Source organism: Saccharothrix coeruleofusca, from assembly GCF_017876325.1.
GTDB classification, from domain to species: Bacteria; Actinomycetota; Actinomycetes; order Mycobacteriales; family Pseudonocardiaceae; genus Actinosynnema; species Actinosynnema coeruleofuscum.
The window spans coordinates 1,281,764-1,296,788 of record NZ_JAGINV010000001.1; the positions used below are offsets into that span (position 1 = coordinate 1,281,764).

At 74.3% G+C, this 15,025-nt stretch carries 17 protein-coding genes and 1 pseudogene; 8 read left to right on the plus strand and 10 right to left on the minus strand.

Annotated features, from left to right (window positions below):
• The first annotated feature begins 237 nt into the window (after positions 1 to 237).
• Positions 238 to 483 (plus strand): hypothetical protein, encoded by a 246-nt coding sequence (locus JOF41_RS06115; protein WP_209616864.1) that lies wholly within the window; start codon positions 238 to 240, stop codon positions 481 to 483.
• A gap of 191 nt (positions 484 to 674) precedes the next feature.
• Here JOF41_RS06115 and JOF41_RS06120 read toward each other — a convergent pair whose 3' ends face one another.
• Both JOF41_RS06120 and JOF41_RS06125 read right to left on the minus strand, forming a co-directional pair.
• Entirely contained in the window at positions 675 to 1,640 is a 966-nt protein-coding gene (locus tag JOF41_RS06120) for a hypothetical protein (protein WP_209616867.1), read from the minus strand.
• A gap of 17 nt (positions 1,641 to 1,657) precedes the next feature.
• The gene (locus JOF41_RS06125) at positions 1,658 to 2,011 is read right to left on the minus strand and encodes a GntR family transcriptional regulator (RefSeq protein ID WP_209616870.1); all 354 of its coding nucleotides are present in this window, start codon (positions 2,009 to 2,011) and stop codon (positions 1,658 to 1,660) included.
• A 136-nt stretch (positions 2,012 to 2,147) separates the two neighbouring features.
• Here JOF41_RS06125 and JOF41_RS06130 point away from each other — a divergent pair, with 136 nt between their 5' ends.
• The 3 genes from JOF41_RS06130 to JOF41_RS06140 all read left to right on the plus strand — a co-directional run bounded on the left by JOF41_RS06130 (position 2,148) and on the right by JOF41_RS06140 (position 4,475).
• The gene (locus tag JOF41_RS06130; protein ID WP_189225469.1) at positions 2,148 to 2,522 is read left to right on the plus strand and encodes a PadR family transcriptional regulator; all 375 of its coding nucleotides are present in this window, start codon (positions 2,148 to 2,150) and stop codon (positions 2,520 to 2,522) included.
• Positions 2,519 to 3,886 (plus strand): permease prefix domain 1-containing protein, encoded by a 1,368-nt coding sequence (locus tag JOF41_RS06135; protein ID WP_209616873.1) that lies wholly within the window; start codon positions 2,519 to 2,521, stop codon positions 3,884 to 3,886. Before JOF41_RS06130 ends, JOF41_RS06135 begins: the two co-directional genes overlap by 4 nt.
• 172 nt (positions 3,887 to 4,058) lie before the next feature.
• Positions 4,059 to 4,475 (plus strand): DUF6292 family protein, encoded by a 417-nt coding sequence (locus JOF41_RS06140; RefSeq protein ID WP_189225471.1) that lies wholly within the window; start codon positions 4,059 to 4,061, stop codon positions 4,473 to 4,475.
• A gap of 4 nt (positions 4,476 to 4,479) precedes the next feature.
• On the opposite strand, the gene JOF41_RS06145 is transcribed toward JOF41_RS06140, so the two are convergent.
• Together JOF41_RS06145 and JOF41_RS06150 are read right to left on the minus strand one after the other, a co-directional pair.
• Positions 4,480 to 5,448: an MBL fold metallo-hydrolase gene (locus JOF41_RS06145; protein WP_209616876.1), complete on the minus strand. Its 969-nt coding sequence runs from the start codon at positions 5,446 to 5,448 to the stop codon at positions 4,480 to 4,482.
• A gap of 122 nt (positions 5,449 to 5,570) precedes the next feature.
• Positions 5,571 to 6,440 (minus strand): serine hydrolase, encoded by an 870-nt coding sequence (locus JOF41_RS06150; protein WP_209616879.1) that lies wholly within the window; start codon positions 6,438 to 6,440, stop codon positions 5,571 to 5,573.
• A 38-nt stretch (positions 6,441 to 6,478) separates the two neighbouring features.
• On the opposite strand from JOF41_RS06150, the gene JOF41_RS06155 reads away from it, so the two are divergent.
• Entirely contained in the window at positions 6,479 to 7,453 is a 975-nt protein-coding gene (locus JOF41_RS06155; protein ID WP_209616883.1) for a LysR family transcriptional regulator, read from the plus strand.
• Positions 7,454 to 7,460: 7 nt separating this feature from the next.
• Here the strand turns inward: JOF41_RS06155 and mhpA are convergent, their stop codons facing one another.
• From mhpA to JOF41_RS06170, 3 genes are read right to left on the minus strand one after another with little or no spacing between them, the layout of a single operon-like run.
• Positions 7,461 to 9,074, minus strand: coding sequence for a bifunctional 3-(3-hydroxy-phenyl)propionate/3-hydroxycinnamic acid hydroxylase MhpA (mhpA, locus tag JOF41_RS06160; RefSeq protein WP_307867255.1), 1,614 nt, complete (start codon positions 9,072 to 9,074; stop codon positions 7,461 to 7,463).
• Positions 9,071 to 10,174 (minus strand): type III polyketide synthase, encoded by a 1,104-nt coding sequence (locus tag JOF41_RS06165; protein WP_209616898.1) that lies wholly within the window; start codon positions 10,172 to 10,174, stop codon positions 9,071 to 9,073. The genes mhpA and JOF41_RS06165 overlap by 4 nt, the downstream gene beginning before the upstream one ends.
• On the minus strand, positions 10,171 to 10,896 hold the full coding sequence (locus JOF41_RS06170) for a class I SAM-dependent methyltransferase (protein WP_229796019.1): 726 nt from the start codon (positions 10,894 to 10,896) through the stop codon (positions 10,171 to 10,173). Before JOF41_RS06170 ends, JOF41_RS06165 begins: the two co-directional genes overlap by 4 nt.
• A gap of 9 nt (positions 10,897 to 10,905) precedes the next feature.
• Between JOF41_RS06170 and JOF41_RS06175 the strand changes: the two genes are divergently transcribed.
• The 3 genes from JOF41_RS06175 (at position 10,906) to JOF41_RS06185 (ending at position 13,591) form a co-directional block, all read left to right on the plus strand.
• Positions 10,906 to 11,730 carry a UbiA family prenyltransferase gene (locus JOF41_RS06175; RefSeq protein WP_307867256.1) on the plus strand — a complete coding sequence of 275 codons (825 nt, stop codon included), beginning with the start codon at positions 10,906 to 10,908 and terminating at the stop codon, positions 11,728 to 11,730.
• A gap of 294 nt (positions 11,731 to 12,024) precedes the next feature.
• Entirely contained in the window at positions 12,025 to 13,113 is a 1,089-nt protein-coding gene (locus JOF41_RS06180) for a DUF6745 domain-containing protein (RefSeq protein ID WP_209616902.1), read from the plus strand.
• 13 nt (positions 13,114 to 13,126) lie between these two features.
• Positions 13,127 to 13,591: a DUF8820 family protein gene (locus JOF41_RS06185; protein ID WP_307867257.1), complete on the plus strand. Its 465-nt coding sequence runs from the start codon at positions 13,127 to 13,129 to the stop codon at positions 13,589 to 13,591.
• A 223-nt stretch (positions 13,592 to 13,814) separates the two neighbouring features.
• On the opposite strand, the gene JOF41_RS06190 is transcribed toward JOF41_RS06185, so the two are convergent.
• From JOF41_RS06190 to JOF41_RS06200, 3 genes and pseudogenes are all read right to left on the minus strand, one after another.
• The gene (locus tag JOF41_RS06190; protein WP_189225479.1) at positions 13,815 to 14,234 is read right to left on the minus strand and encodes a hypothetical protein; all 420 of its coding nucleotides are present in this window, start codon (positions 14,232 to 14,234) and stop codon (positions 13,815 to 13,817) included.
• Positions 14,235 to 14,420 (minus strand): annotated as a pseudogene (locus JOF41_RS36705) (HNH/endonuclease VII fold putative polymorphic toxin); the annotation flags it as partial.
• A gap of 67 nt (positions 14,421 to 14,487) precedes the next feature.
• Positions 14,488 to 14,904: a hypothetical protein gene (locus JOF41_RS06200; RefSeq protein WP_189225480.1), complete on the minus strand. Its 417-nt coding sequence runs from the start codon at positions 14,902 to 14,904 to the stop codon at positions 14,488 to 14,490.
• Positions 14,905 to 15,025: the final 121 nt, after the last annotated feature.

The following is a 15,025-nucleotide window of genomic DNA, read 5'->3' on the forward strand; positions in this document are numbered from 1 at the left end:
CAGGTATCGGGAGTCTCTGTGGAGGTAGCCGAGGTCGCGTGACGCAGCACTGGCTCGGTGCTCCGGCCGCCGGAGCACCGAGTCACGTCCTCGAAGCGGTTGTGCCTGATCCGGTTCGCCGCCAACGGCGGGGTGCCACGCCGAGCAGCGCGGTGAACCGGCGCGCGAACGCTGGAGCAGGTTCGTCAGCACGTCCACGGCTTGAGCCGATCCCACATGCATATGCGTGAATCCAGCATGGATGACACCGCGGTGGACTGGTTGTGCGGCCGTATGCCCACTGTGCTCAACGTAGGTCTCGACCCGCGGGTCGTCGACGACCCCTCGGCGCCGAACGACGCGTTCCCGACGGTTGACGCCGCTCAGGTCGAGGCCGGGCTGGCCAGAGCCGGGACCGAACTCGCGCTTCTCGGTCTCGGCTTCGAGACCTGTCTGCTCGACCGGAGCACGACGGCGGTGGTGTACGACTTGAACCCGCAGTGACGCCGCTGTTCGAGGAGCTCGTCAACATCGCGCGGACACACGCCCCGGCATCCGTGCTCTGCTTTTCAACACCGGACCGGGCACGACCGCGGACGCAGTGCGGCGGTGGTGGCCGCCGAGGGCTTGATGGTGTGCCCGGGGCGGTGACCGTCACCACGTCACCGATGACGGTCACGCATGCGACTGCGGCACTAGGCCGTGTACTGGCGGTGGCGCAGGCTGTTGATCAGCGCGGCCAGGGTGTCGGCGTCCTCGCAGCCCGCGGTGAACCCGCTGCCGTCGGCGAACACCAGTCGCACGACCGGGCCCGGCGCGGGCGCCATCACGGTGCCGTAGCCGTGGAGCACCCCGGCCGTCAACCAGTCGCCTGCGTTCAGGCGGGAACTGGTGGCGTACTCGACGGTGGTCATGGGGAACTCGCGCCGGAACGGTCCGGTGGCCACTCGCACCGCGTGCTCGTCCACCACCAGTCGGTACCGGCTGATCGCCAGCGTCGCCACCGCGGTGAGCGCCACGGCCAGACCGATCGGCGCGTACCCGGCGCCCAGCGACAGCCCGAACACCACCGCCATGATCGCGCCGATCAGCACCTGTCCGACGGCGGCCCACACCAGCGGGCGCAGCACGCGGTGCTCGCTCCACAGCACCCGCTCGCCCGTGGCCAGCGGGAACCGGACCGCGTTCGCGGGCGGCGCGCCTGCCGCGGGCAACCCGGAAGAACGCCGCCCGGCCAGTGCGAGGGCGAGCGCGCCTGCCAGCAGCACCGCCACCGGCAGCCCTGTCGCGAACGGAGCCGACGGCGTCCGCACCTCCTCGGGGCTCCGCGCGTCCAAGGCCGGGGCCAGGATGAGCAGCAGCGCACCGCACAACGCGGTGACCAGCATCGCGACCACCAGTTGCGCCACGGTGCGCGCCCAGTGCACGGCCGGGGCGGGCAGCCGTCGGGCCAGGAAGAACGCCACCGCCCCCAGCAGCCACAGCCCGGTGATCGCGGCCAGTCCGGTGGTGATCAGGGGCTCGGTGGCCAGCGTGCTGAGCACGGGCCTGTCGCCCCCGCCCTTGTTGGGAATCCGCTCCGGCAGCCTGTCCGCCCAGCCCGAGACCACCGCGGCGGTGGTGCCCAGCACGGCGCCGGGCAGGAGGACGAGTCCGGTCAACCATCGAAGGACCTGGTTCATGCGAACGCCTCCCTGATCAGGGCGACGACTTCGTCGGCGCCCATGCCGATTCGCCGGGCCGTCGCGGCGACCTCCCGCACCGCGTCGGCCAGTCGTGCCCGCTCGTCCGGGGCGGTCGAGACCACCACCGCGCCACGCCCTCGCCGCAGCTCGATCAGCCCTTCGTCCCGCAGTGCCGCGTAGGCCCGCAGCACGGTGTGCATGTTCACCCCGAGCGAGGAGGCGAGCTCCCGAGCGGGCGGCAACCGCTCGCCCGGCTTCAGCGTCGCGCTGACGAGGGCGCTCCGCACGCAGGCGGCGATCTGGTCTCCCAGCGGGGTGCTGCTGCCGGGGTCGACTCGGAACAACATGTTCTAATTCTTATAGAACAATAGGGATGAGTCAACGGGTCGGGTTGGTCGGTGGGGTGGCGCTGACGAGCGCGTTTTGCCCCGGCCTATACCTAGAAGTACTATGCATCATGCTTCTAGGGTTGAAGGAGGTCCCGTGAAAGTCGCCAAGGACCTCGTGGCCGCTTCGGCGACGCCGATGGTGCTGGGCATCCTGGCCGAGGGGGACAGCTACGGCTACGCCATCCTCAAGCGCATCAACGAGCTCTCCGGCGGGGAGCTGGACTGGACCGAGGGGCTGCTCTACCCCCTGCTGCACCGGCTGGAACGCCTCGGGCACGTGGAGTCCAGCTGGCAGTCGGTGGCCGGGGAGCGGCGGCGCAAGTACTACCGCATCACCTCCGGTGGCCTGGCCGAGCTGGCCGAGCAGCGCCGCCAGTGGGACGCGGTGGTCGGCGCGCTCAAGGAGATCTGGCCCGGCTCAGGGGAGACCAGGCCGCTGACGGCGGTTCTGCGGGGAGGCTTCGCATGACGGGCGAGCAGGACGACCTGGAGGCCCAGTTCGCCCAGTGGCGGCAGTACGTGCGCCGCCGCCGGGAGCTGCGGCAGACCGACACCGACGAGCTCGAAGACCACCTCCGGGGGTCGGTCGAGGAGCTGCGCGCCGCAGGCCTGCGCGCCGACGAGGCGTTCCTGGTCGCGGTCAAGCGCATGGGCAGCCTGGACGAGCTGGCCCGCGAGTTCGCCAGGGAGCACTCGGAGCGGCTGTGGAAGCAGCTGGTGCTGACCGGCGGGACCGACGACCCGGCGGTGGGCGGGCGGCCCCGGCGCGAGCTGCTCGCGATGGTGCTGTGCGCGGTGGGCGCGGCGGTGTCGGTCAAGGCGCCGGAGCTGTTCGGCGCGGACTTCGAGCGGGACGGCGCGTTCTACGGGCCCAACGCGGGCTTGCTCGTGCTGCCCTGGCTCGCGGCCTTCCTGGCCTGGCGCCGTCGCGCGGGCAGGGTGGTGGTCGGCGTCCTGCTCGCGCTGTTCGCGCTCGGGGCCGTGGCGGCCAACGCCTACCCGCTCGCCGAGGACTCCCAGTCGGTGGTGCTGACCAGCATCCACCTCCTCATCGCCCTGTGGTTCGCGGTCGGCGTGGCCTACGTGGCCGACGACCCGCGCTCGCCGCGCAGGCGCATGGACTTCGTCCGCTTCACCGGCGAGTGGTTCGTCTACTACGTCCTCATCGCCCTCGGCGGCGGGGTGCTGACCGTCTTCGTGTTCGGCACCTTCGAGACCATCGGCGCATCCCCGGAGGACTTCGTGGGGCGCTGGCTGCTGCCCTGCGGGGCCGCCGGGGCGGTGGTGGTGGCCGGGTGGCTGGTGGAGGCCAAGCAGAGCGTCGTGGAGAACATCGCCCCGGTGCTCACGCGGCTGTTCACCCCGCTGTTCACCGCGGTGCTGCTGGCCTTCCTGGTCACCTACGGGGTGACCGGCGGGGGCATCGACGTCGAGCGGGAAGCGCTGATCCTGTTCGACCTGCTGCTGGCCGTGGTGCTGGGACTGCTGCTCTACTCGATCTCCGCGCGCGACCCGCTGGCCCCGCCCGGCCCGTTCGACAAGCTGCAGCTGGCCCTCGTGGTCAGCGCGCTGGCCATCGACGTGCTGGTGCTGCTGGCGATCACCGGGCGCATCACCGAGTACGGCACCACGCCCAACAAGGCGGCGGCGCTGGGGGAGAACGTCATCCTGCTGGCCAACCTCGCCTGGTCGGCCTGGCTGCTGCTGGGGATGGTCCGCCGCCGCGCGCCGTTCGCGGCGCTGGAGCGCTGGCAGACCAACTACCTGCCGGTGTACGCGGGGTGGGCGTGGGTGGTGGCCCTGGTCTTCCCGCCGCTGTTCGGCTTCCTCTGACCGGGGGCGCTCCGGCAAGGGCCGCCCGAGGTGCGCGAACGCCCGGCTCGCGGTTGTGAGACCGGCCATATCGGGCATCTTGGGCGGTTACTTCCCGTCGGCGGGGGTACCTGGACGTGGGCGTCAAACAGCCGGCGCGTTGTTCTCACGTGCGTGGAGAGGGCGGTGCGCGATGGAGCTGGAGTTCGACGACGCCAAGGTGCGCGGGCTTCGCGGTTACGTCCGGCAGGTCACCGAGGAGCTGGGCCTGTCCGGCGAGAGCTCCTTCGTGCAGGTCGAGCGGCCGGTCGGGGCCTACCTGGCGCTGGACGGCAGGCTGCCCGGCTTCCCCGACCGGGACGTGGCGCTGCTGTGGGAGGAGGACCTCGGCTGGTCCGCCGCGGTCGAGACGCACAGCGGGGAGGACCTCCTCGTCCAGGCTTACTTCGGCCCCGACACCACGCCCTCGCCGCGCGCGGTCGCGCGGTGGGTGCGCGAGCTGTTCGCGGGCCGCAAGCGGCAGCCCTTCCTGGTGCCGCCGCGCCGGGCGCAGGAGGACCTGACGCTCGACGCGGTGCCCCAGGCGGTGCCGCTGCCCCGGTCCGCGTGACGGCCTACGCGAACGTGTAGGGCGTCAGGTACCGCGGCAGCAATACCTCGGTGCGCGGCGCGACCCGGCGGACGGCGGCGAGGAACCCGTCGAGCCGCCTGCGGTCCTCCGGCGTGACCGGGGGCGGGTTGGTCAGCGGCGTCTCGAAGTCGTCCCAGTGCACCGGCACCACGGTGGCGGGCCGTCCCAGCGCCTCCAGCAGGCGCGGCGCGTACTCGTGGGTGACGTCGGTGCTCGGCACCGCGACCATCGCCACGTCGGGGGCCAGGCCCGCCAGGTTGCGCTCGACGAAGTCGCTGGCGCCCATGAAGAACACCGAGGGGCCGCCGCGCGGGGTGATCTGGAAGGCCAGCGTGTCGCCCTCCGGCAGGTCGGCGATCGTCGCGGGCGGGGCGGGCACCTCGGTGCGCACGCCGGGGAAGGCCATCGAGTACGAGGGGTTGCGGCTGTGCAGCGAGGCCACCACCTCCACGGTGTACTCGCCGAAGTCCAGCACCTCGCCGCCCTTGACCGGGCTGAGCTGCCCGGTGGGCAGGCCGTGCGCCAGGCCGAGGTGGTAGGCGGTGAGCGTGCCGAACACCCTGGCGCCGGAGCGCCGCGCGATGTGCGGCACGTCGTTGTAGTGGTCCCAGTGGGTGTGGGTGACCAGGATCGTCTCCGGGGTGCCCGCGTGCTCGGCGATGCGCTCGGCGTCGACGGTCAGCCCGGTGGCCGGGTTGAACGGCGGCTTGAACAACCCGGTGTCGAAGCGGCTCAGGTACGGGTCCACCAGCACGGTCTTCGCGCCGATGTCGACGCGCCAACCGGCGGTGCCCAGCCAGCGGAACGTGGCGGTGGACCCGCCCCGCCCCCGGCGGCGCGGCGCGGCCTGCGCGGTGGGCGGGATCGCGGAAGCGGCGGCCACCGGGATGCCTGCCGCCGCGCCCGCCGCGGTGGCCAGGAAGCGGCGACGGCCCAGTCGTGGATCGGTCATGGCGCGCAGCCAAGCAACGCCCGGCGCGGCGCGTCCAAGACCACCGCGGCGGGGCTGTGATAGCGGGCCGCGTATCGGTCCTGGCAGGCGGACCCGGCCCGGTGCGGGCGGTGAGACGCGGTTCACACCGCGCGCAGCTGTTCGACCGCGGCCAGCGCCGCCTCGCCCATCGCCAGGTCCACGTCGATCCGCCGGGTGGCCAGCCGCTGGGTGCGCGCGAACACCGCGATCGCGTACCGGCCGCCGTCCGGGTACTGCGCCACACCCGCCTCCATGTGCAGGCCCGGCAGGGTGCCGGTCTTGGCCGCCACCCGCACTCCGGGCGGGAACCCGGACGCCAGCCGGGTCCAGGACATCTGCCGCGCCATCAGCTCCCGCACCATCGCGCACGCGGCGGGCGGCCCCGCCTCGTCGCGCCAGATCAGGGCCAGCAGCCGGGTGATCTCGCGCGCCGTGCTGGAGGTGGTGCGCTCGGGGTCGAACACGCGCAGCGACCGCACCCGCTCCTCGGACAGGGTGGCGAACACCCGCGCGAACTCGGCCGCGTCGCGCGCGCCCACGTCGTCGAACATCGACTCCAGCAGCTGCCGCGGCCCGCCGAGCACCCGCGTGCGGGACAGCCCCAGCTCGGCGGCCAGCAGCGGCAGCACGTCCGGCCCGACCCGGCGCAGCAGCAGGTCGGCGGCGGTGTTGTCGCTGACCGACATGGTGAAGTAGGCCAGGTCGCGCAGGGACAGCTCCACGTCGTCGGCGCACCCGGCCGTGCCCCAGCCGCCCAACCGGTCGTGCGCGCGCACCAGCACCCGCTCGGCGGGGTCGACCTGCCCGGCCACCACCTGCCGCGCGAACTCCAGCACGAGCAGCACCTTGAACACCGACGCGATCACCACCTGCTCGTCGGCCCCCATGCCGACCTCGCGGCCGGTGTCGAGGTCGACCGCGTGCAGGCGCGCGTCGACGCCGACCTCGTCGAAGATCTCCGCGATGAGCACGCCGCCACGGTAGCCGGCGGCCGGCGTACCTTCGGGCCGTGGATCTCCTCCGGCACCTGCGCCACTTCGCGGTGGTGGCGCAGGAGCTGCACTTCGGCCGCGCCGCCGAGGTGCTCGGCATCGCGCAACCCCCGCTGAGCCAGTCCGTCCAGCGGCTGGAGCGGGAGCTGGGCGTCGAGCTGTTCGACCGCTCCCGCCGCCGGGTCCGGCTCACCCCGGCGGGCGCGCTGCTGCTGGACCAGGCGCGCGGGCTGCTCGCGGCCGAGCAGCGGATGCGCACCCTGGCGCGCCTGGTGCGCGAGGGCGCGCTGGGGGTGCTGCGCGCGGGCGTGCCGCCCGAGACGCCCGCCGTCGTGCTCCAGGCCCTCCTGCGCGCACTGACCGAGCAGCTGCCCGGCCTCGACGTGGACCTGCAGGAGCTGACCACGGGGGAGCAGCTGCGGGCGCTGGCCGACGCCCGGCTCGACATCGGGCTGGTGCACCACCCGGTCGAAGCCCCGGACCTGCGGTTCGGCCCGGTCGTGCGGACCAGGCTGGGGGTGTTGCTGCCGCGCGCGTCGCCGCTGGCGCGGCGCGCCGAACTGGCGCCTGCCGACCTCGCGGGCCACGACCTGGTCCTGCCGCCCCGCCCCACCGCGCCGGGCTGGCACGACCACGTCCTGGACGTGTGCGGGCGGCACGGCTTCACCCCGGCTCGCGTCCGCCACGCCCGCGACACCGAGTTCCTGCTGGGCCTGGTGCTCGCCGGGCAGGGCGTCGCGTTCGAACCGGAGAGCACCGCGCGCCGCGAGGCGCGCGTGGTCTGGCGTCCCCTCACCGGGCACCCGCTGCACCGCAGCACCTCCGCCGCCTGGCCCGCGCAGTCGCCGCACCCGGCCGCCGAGCGGTTCGCGGCCATCGCCGCGGCGACGCTGGAGGAGCGCGCCCCGCAGCCGATGAGCGTGCCGCAGGCGGACCAGGACCGCCCCTGGAGCGTGGTGTACGCCCCGCACCCGGCCGACGCGGGGTGGTGATCGCCCCTCAGAGGGCCGGTGCGCGGCAGGGCAGGGCGGCGCAGAGCGCGACCGGGTCGCGCCCGGCCCGCAGGACCGCGCCGTCGGGGCGGACCAGGGCCGCCCGCGCGCGCCCCCGGCGCAGCCAGGAGTGCAGCTCCTCGCCGGGACGGGTCACCACCAGGACGGCTCCGCGCCGCCGCACGGCGGCCCGCAGCTCGGGCGGGTCGGCCCGCGAGGTGACCACCGCGAAGCGCCCGGCGGCCACGTCGTCGAAGCGGCGGCCGTCGCCGAGCACCGCGTTCGGGCACAGCCCGCCCGCCAGGCCGCCGCGCAGCGGGGGCCGCCGCACCAGCTCGGAACGGCGCAGCGCGGGCGTCTCGCTGCTGAGCACCCGGTCCCGCAGGCCGGGCAGCAGCCGCAGCCGGGGGACCACCGCGCCGCGCAGCAGGTCGCCGACCCGCCCGCCCTCGGTCATGGCGGCCCCCAGCAGCCTGGCCAGCGCGATCATCACGCACACGTGCGGGGCGCGTTCGGACTGGTAGGTGTCCAGCGCGGACTCCGGCAGGGTTGCGTCGAGCACCCCGGCGAGCTTCCAGCACAGGTTGGCCGCGTCGCGCAGGCCCGCCCCCAGTCCCTGGCCGGTGAACGGGGGCGTGAGGTGGGCGGCGTCGCCGAGGAGGAAGACGCCGCGGTCCCGCCACCGGTCGGCGACCTGCGCGCGGAAGGTGTACTCGGCCACGCGCACCAGCGCCGAGTCCTCCAGCGGCACGCCACCGGTCCACGGTGAGATCAGCGGGCGCAGCTCGGCCATCGTGCCGAAGTCCTCGGCGCTCTCGCCGGGCGCGAGCCGGAACTCCCAGCGGTAGCGGGTCCGGCCGACCCGCATGAACGTCGCCGGGCGGTCGCGGTCGCACACCTGGTGCACCCCCTCCCAGGCGTCGAGCGGGGCCGCGGTGGCCACGTCCACGACCAGCCAGCGCTGGGTGAAGCCCAGATCGCGGGCCACCGCCCCGATCGCGGCGCGGGTGAGGCTGTTGGCGCCGTCGCAGCCCAGCGCGTACCGCGCGCGGACGGTGTGGGACCGGCCGGTGGCGCGGTCGGTGAACTCCACCCGCACCGGCCCGTCGCCGTCCTGCGCGATCGCGGTGACCTCCGCCCGCCCGCGCAGCTCGACGCCCGCGTGCCGCGCCAGGTTCGCGCGCAGCAGCCGCTCCAGCTCCGGCTGGTCGAACATGCTGGCCTCGGGGTAGCCGTGCCTGCCCGCGTCGGCAGCGCGCCGGAACTCGACCAGCACCCGCCGGTCCCGGTCCACCAGCCGCAGGCCCCGGCACGGCCACGAGATCGCGGCGAACTCCTCGCCCAGCCCCAGCCGGGCCAGCACGCGGTGCACCTCGTCGTCGAGGTGCACCGCGCGGGGACGCGGGTAGGCCGACTCCCACCGCTCCAGCACCAGGCACTCGACGCCGTGGCGGGCCAGCAGCGTCGCGGCGGTGAGCCCGGTCGGCCCGGCGCCGACCACGACGACCGGCACGTCCACCTCGTCCGCCACCTCGTCCACCGCCACGTCCACCGCCACGTCCACCGCCACGTCCACCGCCACGTCCGCCGCCACGTCCGCCGCCGCGTCGACGCCGGTCACGTGACGCGCAGCAGCGCCGCGCACAGCGTCAGCCCCGGCCCGAACGCCATGGCCACCACGGGGTCGCCGGGGCGCAGGCCGCCGCGGCTGAGCAGCCGGTCCAGCACCAGCAGCACGGTCGCCGAGGAGCAGTTGCCGTGCTCGCGCAGCACGTGCCGGGAGTGCTCCAGCGCGGCGGCCGGGAGGTCCAGCTCCCGCTCCACGGTCGCCAGGATGCGCGGCCCGCCGGGGTGCACGGCCCAGCCCCGCACGTCCGACGGCACCAGTCCGTGCTCGGCGAGCAGATCCTCCACCTCGGTGCCCACGTGCTTGCCCAGCACCTCGGGCACGTGCGGGGACAGGTCCATGCGGAACCCGTGGTCGGTGATCCGCCACGTCATGTGGTCGCGGGTGGTGGCGTCGGTGTGACTGGTGGTGCCGAGCAGTTCGAGGCCGCCGGGGGCGTCGCCGGGCCGCAGGACGATCGCCGCGGCGGCGTCGCTGAACAGGGCGTGCGACACCACCTGCTGCACCTCGCGGGTGGGCGGCTGCAGGTGCAGGGAGGTCAGCTCGACGCACAGCAGCACCGCCGGGCGCTGGTGCGCGACGACGAAGTCCGCGGTGGCCGCCAGCGCGGGCAGGGCCGCGTAGCAGCCCATGTGCCCGACGAGCAGCCGCCGGGCCCGGTCGGGCAGGTCCAGCGACGCGGCCAGCAGGGTGTCCAGGCCCGGCGCGGTGTAGCCGGTGCAGGAGACCACGGTGAGCTGGCCGACGTCGGCGGGGGTGAGACCGGCGGACTCGATCGCTGCGGTGGCGGCGGCGTGCCCCAGTCCGGGCGCGAACTCCTCGTAGCGCCGCATCCGCGCGTCGGTCGACGTGCCGGACAGGTCCTCGTCCAGCGGGCTGACCACCGCGTGCCTGCGGGAGACCGCCACCGAGCGGAAGATCCGCTCCGCGACGCGGCTGCCGCCGAAGTGCTCGCGGAAGTAGCCGTCCCACACCGCCTGCTGGTCGAAGGCGCGCGGCAGCGCGGTGCCGACGCCCGTGACGTGCGCGCTCACCACCTGGGCACCCGTGTGGTGCTCCCCGTCCGCTGGTGCGCTGGTGCGGTCAACCCTCATCCCCCCTCACGGCCGGCCTTGACGCCGACCCCCTGGAACAGCACGGCGGTCATCCGGGTCGGCACCATCGCCACGTCGGCGGCGCGCCCGGACAGCCAGGCCACCAGACCCGGCACAGAGGGGCGGATACCCCGCAGAGCCAGCCGCACACCGTGACGTGCGCACTCGCGCACCAGCGCCGCGCGGTCCACCAGCAGGGCCGGGTCGTGCACCCCGCGCGGAGCAAGGCCGGGCACCCGCTCGGCGACGCCGATGGCCAGCAGGCGGCACAGCGCGGTGGCGGCCAGCGAGTCCAGCACCAGCAGCCCGCCGGGGCGCAGCACGCGGCACGCCTCCGCGACGGCGGCCCGCAGGTCGGGCACGTGCTCCAGGATCTCCCCGGCCACCACGACGTCGGCCGACCCGTCGGCGGCGGGCACGGCGAGCACGTCGCCCCGCACCGCGTCGACACCGTGGGCGCGTGCCTGGACCGGGGCCGAGGGCGACAGGTCCACGCCGACGTGCCGGTAGCCCTTGTCGCGCACGTGCGGGGCGAGCAGACCCGCCCCGCAGCCCAGGTCCAGCAGGACCGCGCCGGGGCGGGTGGCGGGCGGCACGAGCGCGGCCCTGGCCACGGCCAGCCAGTGCAGCATCGCGAACGCACCCCTCGGCCGCCACCACTGGTCGGCCAGCAGCTCGTAGAGCCGCTGGTCGTTCCTCGGCAGCTCGCCCAGCCGGCACACTGGCCCCCCGTGCCGCGTCTGCCCGCTCTGGTCCGTGCCTGCCATCCGCTGCCCGCCCTCGCCGTCACCGCCGTGTCCACCGCCGTCGCCGCCACCGCGGGCCGCACGGGCTGGGGGTTGGTCGGGGTCGCCGCCGCCGTGCTGACCGGCCAGCTGTCGGTCGGGTGGCTCAACGACGCCCTCGACGCCCGGCGCGACGCCGCGGTGGACCGGCGCGACAAGCCGGTGGTCACCGGTGAGGTCAGCAGGCGGTCGGTCGCCGTCGCCGCCGGGATCGCCGCGCCGCTGGCGGTCGTCCTGTCCCTGCTCGCGGGCCCGCTCGCCGCCGCCGCCCACGTGGTCGCGCTGATCTCCGCCTGGGCCTACGACCTCGGGCTGAAGGGCACCGCCTTCTCCGTGGCCCCCTACGCGGTGTCCTTCGGGCTGCTGCCCGCCTACCTGGTGATCGGCACGCCGGGCCACCCCTGGCCGCCCGCCTGGCTGGTGCTGGCCGGGGCGGTGCTGGGCAGCGCCGCCCACTTCGCCAACGTCCTGCCCGACATCGACGACGACCTCGCCACCGGGGTCCGCGGCCTGCCGCACCGCCTCGGCGCGCGCGCCAGCGCCGTGCTGGCCGCCGCCCTGGTGCTGCTCGCCTCGGTGGTCCTGGTGCTCGGCCCCGCCGGTCCGGTCTCGCCTGCCGGGCTGGTGGCGCTGCCCCTGTCGGTCGCGGTCCTGGTGGTCGGCGGGCTGCGCGCCCGGCGCCCCGGTTCCCGAGCGGCGTTCAACGCCCTGCTGCTGGTGGCCGTCATCGACGTGGTGCTGCTGGTCGTCACCGGGGCCGCGGCCCTGTGACGTCCGCCCCCGCCGCACGGGTGCCCCGGTGACCGCCGCGACCCCGTCGCGAAGTGAGCGCATGATCCCGAGTACCCGGTGTGGTGGGTGAGCAGTCGACCCGTTCCCCGTCTCCACCCGGTGAGGCGGGTCTTGTGGCGCGGGCGGGCGCGATGCGATCATTCCCGCCATGTCGATGCGAAGGGGCGGTAGCGCCCTCGGCCGGTGAGCCGCAGGCGCCGTCGCGGCGCTGCCCGTCATCAGTTCCCCTCTTCCCCTGCGGTTCCGGTCGACGCCGAGCGCTGGTGGCGTGCCGTGGCGTTGTGCGACGAGTGGCGGACCCACGCGCTCACCACCGGGCCCGCCGACCGGGTGACCACCGAGGCCGCGATCTCGGCGCTCTACCGGATGGCCGACCGACCGCCACCGGAGTTCACCTGGGTCGACTCGCCTCGCGCGGCCCTGCGCCTGGTGCCTCCCGGACCTATCCGCAACCTCGGGCGCGACCAGGAGCACGGCGTCGCCAACGCCATCGCCGACCGGTGGAGCGCGTTGCGGTGGCGGCTGGCCAGGCAGCTGCCACAGCGCGACTGGACGCTGCCGTGGCGAGGTGATGCGCTGGACGGGCTGCGCGCCGGGCGCGCACCCGCCGAGATCGCGGAAACCCACCTCCTGGAGCCGCTGCGCGGCCTGGTGCGCGACCGGGTGGCCGGGTTCGTGCGCGCCGAACTGGGCGAGACCGTCGGATTGTGCTGGTACGGCCAGCACGAGAGCGACTGGATCGCGTGGTTGGAGGTGTACGCGGCGCTGGGCGACCTGTCGCCGAGCGCCGAGGACCGCGCGGAACTGGACCTGTGGGCGGTGCTCGCGCGCTCGTGCGGCTGGTGGTGGCCCCGCGAGGGCCGCTGCGTGGTCTCCGAACGGCCGGTCGCGGTCCACCTCGAACCGGGCGAGGACCCGCGCCCGCACCACGCGAGCGGCCCTGCGGTGGCCTACGGCGACGGGTTCGCCTTGCACGCGTGGCATGGCACCCGCGTGCCGGCCTGGGTGATCGAGGACCCGACGCCCGAACGCATCGCGGCCGAGCGCAACGCCGAGGTGCGCCGCTGCGCCGTGGAGCGCCTGGGGTGGGCGGAGTTCATCGACGGCGCGGGGCTGGTGCTGGTGGGCACCGCCCCCGACCCCGGCAACGACGGGCACGAGCTGCGGCTCTACGACCAGCCCCCCGACTGGGGGCCGCACCAGCGGCTCCTGGTGACCGTCAACGGGTCCGTCGAGCGCGACGGCACCCGCCGCAGGTACGGCCTGCGCGTCCCGGCGTGGTTCGACGACCCCGTGGACGCCGCCGCCTGGACCTACGGCCTCACGGGCGCTCAGTACGCCCTCCTCGTCCGACGAACCTGAAGCAGAGGTGCCGGTGAAGCTCTTCGAACTGCTCGACAAGACCAACCTCGACGTGCTCGACCACCTGGAGCGGGAGGTGTCGGTGCCGGTGGTGGACGGGCTGCACGCCCAGGGGGACCTGCTGGTGCTGCCGTTCGACCTGGTGGCCTCCACGGTGCGGCTGGGCCGGTACGCGCGGCTGACCGACGTCTCGCCGGAGGGCGTGGAACTCGTGCGCGGCGCAGCGGGCGGCAACCCGCACACGCTCACCGCAGACCCCGGCTCGACCCGGTGGACCTCGGGGGTGGTCGACCCGCTGGGACTGGCCGTGGCCTACGTGGAGAACACCGCCCCCGCCTACCTCGTGCACCCCGAGCACGGGGCCACCGGCCTCGCGCTCGGCCGCTGGCTGGTGCGCCGCCAGCGCGAGTACGTGGCGGTGCGGGGGCGGGCGGGCTCCTCCTCCGCGTGGAGCGGCAGCGCCCTGGTGGCCGACTAGTGCGTGTCCTGCGGATCTTCCTCATGATCGGGTGCGGATGATGGTGGGTGGTGGGACGTGGTGAGCTGACGGACGAAGTGTGGGCGAGGATCGCGCCGTCGCTGCCTGCGCAGACGGGCCGGTGGCGTAGCCATCGGCAGGTGATCGGCGCGATTCCCCGCACGGATGAAGTTCTCGGCAGCCACAAGGTTGCGGAGGCCCTCCGGTGATGGGATCGCCCCAGTCAGTCGATGACGAGCCAGACGGCGTATTCCTCGGTGGTGACGCCAAGGACCACGGTCCCGTCGGCGGAGGCCGTGACGAATTCAGGCTCGTTGGGGTTGGTGGTGAGATGGCGGGCGAGGCGGGTGTGGTCGGTGAGCCGGACGGCGGTCCACGGTGCGGTGAACGCGCCGGGGCCTGGAGGGCTGATCAGGAAGGTGCCGTCATCGGCCAGCACGCCGTGCCGCAGAGCCAGTTCCCGCCATTCGGCGTCGATTCGGTCGTCCGCGTCGGCGGTGTCGTCAGGGATCTCGACCGTCGGGTGAGCGGTGCCGGAGACGACCCGGCGCCACGCCTCCGCCGGCGCCAGGTCACCCGCTAGGTCGAGGGTGCCCAGGACTTCCAGACCTGCTGCGGCGAGCATCGCCGTGCGGTCGGCCATCTAGGTGCCCTCCGGGTAGTAGTAGTGGTGCTTGCCGTCGACCTGACCGTACCTCTCGAACTCCGAACCGCCGCCCCAACCGAAGTCCACGCCGTCACGAGCCGGGTCCCCCTTGGGCTGCCCGGCGTGGAAGTGCGGTTGCGGTGCCCTCGGGTCGTTGGTGTGCTCGGCGATGACGCGGGAGCCGTCCGGTGTCTCGAATTGCGAGTAGTTGCCGTGCGCCCCTGGGTCTTCCGAGTACCGGTAGCCGGGCTCACCTCGACGCGCGGGGTCTCCGCCGACCTCCCAGCCGGGCGGCGTCGTAGGCGTATCGCTCGCTCCACTGTGGACCGTCGACCGAGGTGACCCGCCCTACCTGGTCGAGCGAGTGCTCCCGGACTCCGCTGAGCTGGTCGATGATCCTGTTCACGTATCCGCCGCCGCGGTAGTCGTAGGAACGTCGCTGAATCAGACCGGTGGTGCCTGCCCCGGTGACGGCCTGTGCCCTGAGCCAGTGGTTGGCGTCCCGGGTCTGGGTGAGGACCGCGGCGTCGGCGAGCGTTCGTTCGACCTCACGGCTGTCGTCGCGGGCCTCCAGCACACGGCCCGCGCTATCGCGGCGGAACACCGCGGTCGAATCCGGACCGCTCTGCTCGACGACATGCCCCATCGCGTCGCGGACGATTCGCACGGTCTGCCCGGCCCGTTGGTCCGGCAGACGACCCGGCCCTGACTCCTGCCCGGCTGCGGGGGCAGAGCAGACGGTGACGTACGTTCACGGCCTTTGGTTACTTGACAGCCTCGAGGTTCGG